Annotated in this window: 4 protein-coding genes; all 4 read right to left on the minus strand. The window is 48.5% G+C overall.

Going from position 1 to position 3,882, the window contains the following annotated elements; genetic code table 11:
* A partial coding sequence (locus tag Q0117_RS06380; protein ID WP_297923843.1) for a coproporphyrinogen III oxidase family protein occupies positions 1-902 on the minus strand: 902 nt, incomplete at its 3' end.
* Between the two features lie 69 nt (positions 903-971).
* Entirely contained in the window at positions 972-1,319 is a 348-nt protein-coding gene (locus tag Q0117_RS06385; protein WP_297923845.1) for an AzlD domain-containing protein, read from the minus strand.
* Positions 1,319-2,077, minus strand: coding sequence for an AzlC family ABC transporter permease (locus Q0117_RS06390; protein ID WP_297923847.1), 759 nt, complete (start codon positions 2,075-2,077; stop codon positions 1,319-1,321). Before Q0117_RS06390 ends, Q0117_RS06385 begins: the two co-directional genes overlap by 1 nt.
* A gap of 186 nt (positions 2,078-2,263) precedes the next feature.
* Positions 2,264-3,826, minus strand: coding sequence for an inorganic phosphate transporter (locus Q0117_RS06395; RefSeq protein WP_297923848.1), 1,563 nt, complete (start codon positions 3,824-3,826; stop codon positions 2,264-2,266).
* Positions 3,827-3,882: the final 56 nt, after the last annotated feature.

Raw genomic sequence — 3,882 nt, forward strand, 5'->3', positions numbered from 1 at the left:
CTAAACGCGCCGCTTCCGATGCCTACGTATTCGTGATTTGTGCCTACATACTCGTCGCTCATATTTGATTTTTCGCGAGCGAAGGCCCATGCGTTGCTGCGGTGCCAGCTTGCAAATTCCTTGCAGATGATAGAGTAAAACTCCTCCTCGCGGTCTATGTTGCTAACGCCGAGGCTTCGCGCTATTTGATCGCGCATCAAAGGCGATTTCATCAGCGGATACAGCGTGATCTGCTCCGGTTCTACCGCCTTTGCCGCTTCAATGTCGCGAAGTAAAATTTCGCGCGTTTGAAACGGAAAGTTAAAAATCAGATCCAGGCTTAAAATCGGTAGAATTCCGACCGTTCGGGATAGCTTTTCTTGCAAAATTTCGCCCGAGCCGAATTTGTCGTAGCGCGACGCTTTGCGTAAAATATCATCATCAAAGCTCTGCACCCCCACGCTTAGGCGGTCTATTAGCCCGCGAAATCGCAGCAAGCTCTCAGGCTCGATGTGGTTGGGATCGCTCTCGCACGAGACCTCTTTGATGCTAAAAAGCGACTTGGCAAGCTCCAGCGTGCGTGCTAGCTCATCCTCGTCGATGAGCGTCGTGCCGCCGCCTACATAAAGTGTCTCAAAGTCGTAGCCTGCGTCCTTCGTGCGCTGCATCTCGGTGCGTAGCGCGCTAAAATACGCCTTGCACGCACCACGCTCGTAGGCGTATTTATGAAAGGAGCAGTACGGGCAAAACGTGTGGCAGAAGGGCACATGCATGTAGAGCATATATTTTTTATCGGGGTTTGGAATTTTAGCGATGTTCTCTTGCGTGATGTCGATTCTAAGGGAGTTGTATAGGGATTTTTGCATAGTTTCGGCGGCGTATTTTTTGGCGAAGCTATGCACCATTTGACTGATAAAATTCATAAAACTTTAACCTTTTTTAAACTTAAAAATTAATTTTTGAAGTTTATCGAAAACTAACTTATAAATTTATCAATAATTCAATAAAAAGCGTAGCGCCGCCATATATATTAGTGTAGGAAGCGCTATCGTAACGAGGGAATTGCGAAATTTAGCATGCACGACAAACGCCATAATCAGGCAAAGTATCAGCGTCGCCGTTTGCAGCGCGTCCACGCTAAAAGCCCGCTCGCCTGAGAAGCTAGGCAGCATCGTCTTAAGCGCATAGATCGTCAAAACGACCATTATCAAAAGGCCCGAGTTTTTCTGCAGATACGATAAGCTTGGACTCGCGGTCTTTTTCTTAAAAAGCAGCAGCGGCAAAAATCGCGTCAAAATCGTAGCGAGCGAGGCCAGAAAGATATAGGGTAAAATTTCCACTACCTACCCCTTTTTAAGAATTTTCGCAGCCTGCGTCCCGTGCGCGAAGGTCGCTCGAAGTATTTACGAAAGAGCAGCAATACTGCCGTGCCAAAAATCAGAGTGCCGAATAAAAAATATTTTGTAGGAAAGATAAAAAGCCCCGCAAATGCGCAGGCAAATCCTAGCAATAGCACTTTGTATTGCGGATTTGCTTTAAAAACCTCATAGGTTAGCATCGCAAAAAGCGCCGTCAGGCTAAACTCGACTCCGCTAAAATCAAGCTTTAAGCTTGCCCCCAAAACAGCCCCCGTAACGACGCCCGCGACCCAGTAGGATTGATTTAAAACCGCGGTTAGATTATAGAGCAGATCAAGCTCTTTTAGTCTTTGCGGCGTTACGGGCTGCTCGCCGTTAAGCTCCTCGGGGCGCAAAAACGCGCGCGCTTTTAGCAGAGCAAAGGTTTCGTCCGTAAGGGCATACACGGCGTAAATTTTATGACGCACGAAGCGTAGCTCGTCCAGCAGCGACATCGTATAGAAAAAATGGCGAAAATTTAGCAAAAACGCCACGACGAAGGTATCTACGAGCGAGGCGTGAGTTACGATGAATGCGATCAGCACGAACTCCACGCTGCCTGCGTATATAAGCAGCGAGGTTAGCGCCAGCGCCCATACGGGCAGGTCTTGGCTGATGCCGTAGATGCCAAACGCCAGCCCCAGCGGCACGTAGCCCATCATCACGGCGAGGGTCGATCTGAAAATTTCAAATTTACTCATAGCTTTCCTAAATTTCAAAGGGCGATTGTAGCTAAAATTTTATTAAATTTTACAGGGCGCGCAAGCGGGAGCTGCGCCGCTGCGAGCTGGTTTTGCGCGGTTATGCGTCGCAAGAGGAGCTATAAAATTTACTCGGTTTGGCGCCGTAAATTTTAAAATTTCGGGGAGCGGATCTTTAAATTTAGCCTAAAATACGTGGCGTAAAAGCACGAATGCAAACGCCGAAAGCAGCGACGAAACGGGCAGAGTGATGATCCATGCTAGCCCGATCGGCTTCATCAGCGACCAGTTTGTGCTGCGATTTACCAAGCCGATTCCCAAAATCGCGCCTATTAGCACGTGAGTCGAGGAGATCGGAAGCCCCAGCACCGATGCCGCCATGACGACGACGGCGCTTGCGAGCTCGGCGCTAAAGCCCGAGGCTGGGTGGATTTTTGTAAGATTGGTGCCTACGGTGGCGATCACCTCTTTGCCGATGAACCAAAGCCCCGCTATTAGGGCTACTGCGAACATTATCATAATCTGCTGCGGCACGGGAGTGGAGGGATTGATACTATTCGTAGCCATCGTATCGATGATGGCGGCAAACGGACCCACGGCGTTTGCGATGTCGTTGCTGCCGTGCGAAAAGGCAAAGCCGCTAGCAGTGAGTACCTGCAGCCAGCTAAACATCAAAAACGCAGATTTGTTTAAATTTGAGCGGCGCAGGGTTTTAGCGAAAATAAACATCAAAAGCCAGGTAATTAGCGTCGACATACCGATGATGAGGTAGTTGTAAAAATTTGTAAGCCCGAAATTTAGATTATGCAGCCCCTTAAATATCAGCATGGCCGAGATTACGAAGGCTCCGATACCGGCTACGGCAGGGATTCCATACTCTAGGGCCTTGTGGGATTTGAGCTTCTCTTTTTTAGCGTCAAGCTCGATCACCTTTTTATAATACTCGCTATCCAGCTCACTTGGATCAAAATCGGGATCGCGCATCGCGTAAATATCATGATTTAGCGCCTCTGCATAGGCGATCTTTTGAATGTCGTCCAGAGTCTCGAAGGTCTTTTTGTGCAGCTTGCGAAGGGATTTTTTTTCGCGCTTTATGCGGTCGATCTTTATTTGAGCGTAGCGGTTGTAATCCAAAATGTAATGTTTGATGAGCCAGAAAATTCCAAAGGATATCACTCCGCCTAAAATCGGCGAGAGCACCCAAGAGATCGCTATTTTACCGATCTTATCCCACTGCACGAGCCACAATGCGGAAGATTCTGCGGTATTAAGCAGGGCGCCTAGCGTAAGCCCCGAGCCCACGATACCGCCGATGATAGCGTGCGTAGTAGATACGGGCAAACCCTTTCTGCTGGCAAAAAGCAACCATGCCCCCGCCGCAAAAAGCGCGCTCATCATTACATAGATAAAATCCCTAGGATGCACGTCCATTTTGCTAAGATCGATTATGCCGCTGCGGATCGTCGAGGTTACTTCGCCGCCTGCGATTACCGCGCCGCTTGCTTCAAATACCGCCGCGATACAAAGGGCTTGCGCGATGCTAAGAGTGCCGCTTCCGACGCTGGTGCCGAAGGAATTTGCCACGTCGTTTCCGCCGATATTAAAGGCCATAAAGATGCCCAAAAATACCGAAACTAAAAATAGCATTTTATCGCCACTTCCTATAAAACCGAATCCCCAGATAAGAAAATAGATTGTTACGCCGCAGAATATGCCGTAGAAAATGAGACTTATCTTGCTAGATTTCATAGCTCTCCCTTAAAATCCGCGAAATTTTACCACACGCGCCTTAATCCCCACTAAAT

Origin of the sequence: uncultured Campylobacter sp. (genome assembly GCF_937997535.1) — a bacterium.
Lineage (GTDB): Bacteria > Campylobacterota > Campylobacteria > Campylobacterales > Campylobacteraceae > Campylobacter_B.

Coding starts and splice junctions, on each gene's coding strand:
- Q0117_RS06390 (WP_297923847.1), bottom strand. CDS start 2,077: ATGAGTAAATTTGAAATTTTCAGATCGACCCTCGCCGTGATGATGGGC.
- Q0117_RS06395 (WP_297923848.1), bottom strand. CDS start 3,826: ATGAAATCTAGCAAGATAAGTCTCATTTTCTACGGCATATTCTGCGGC.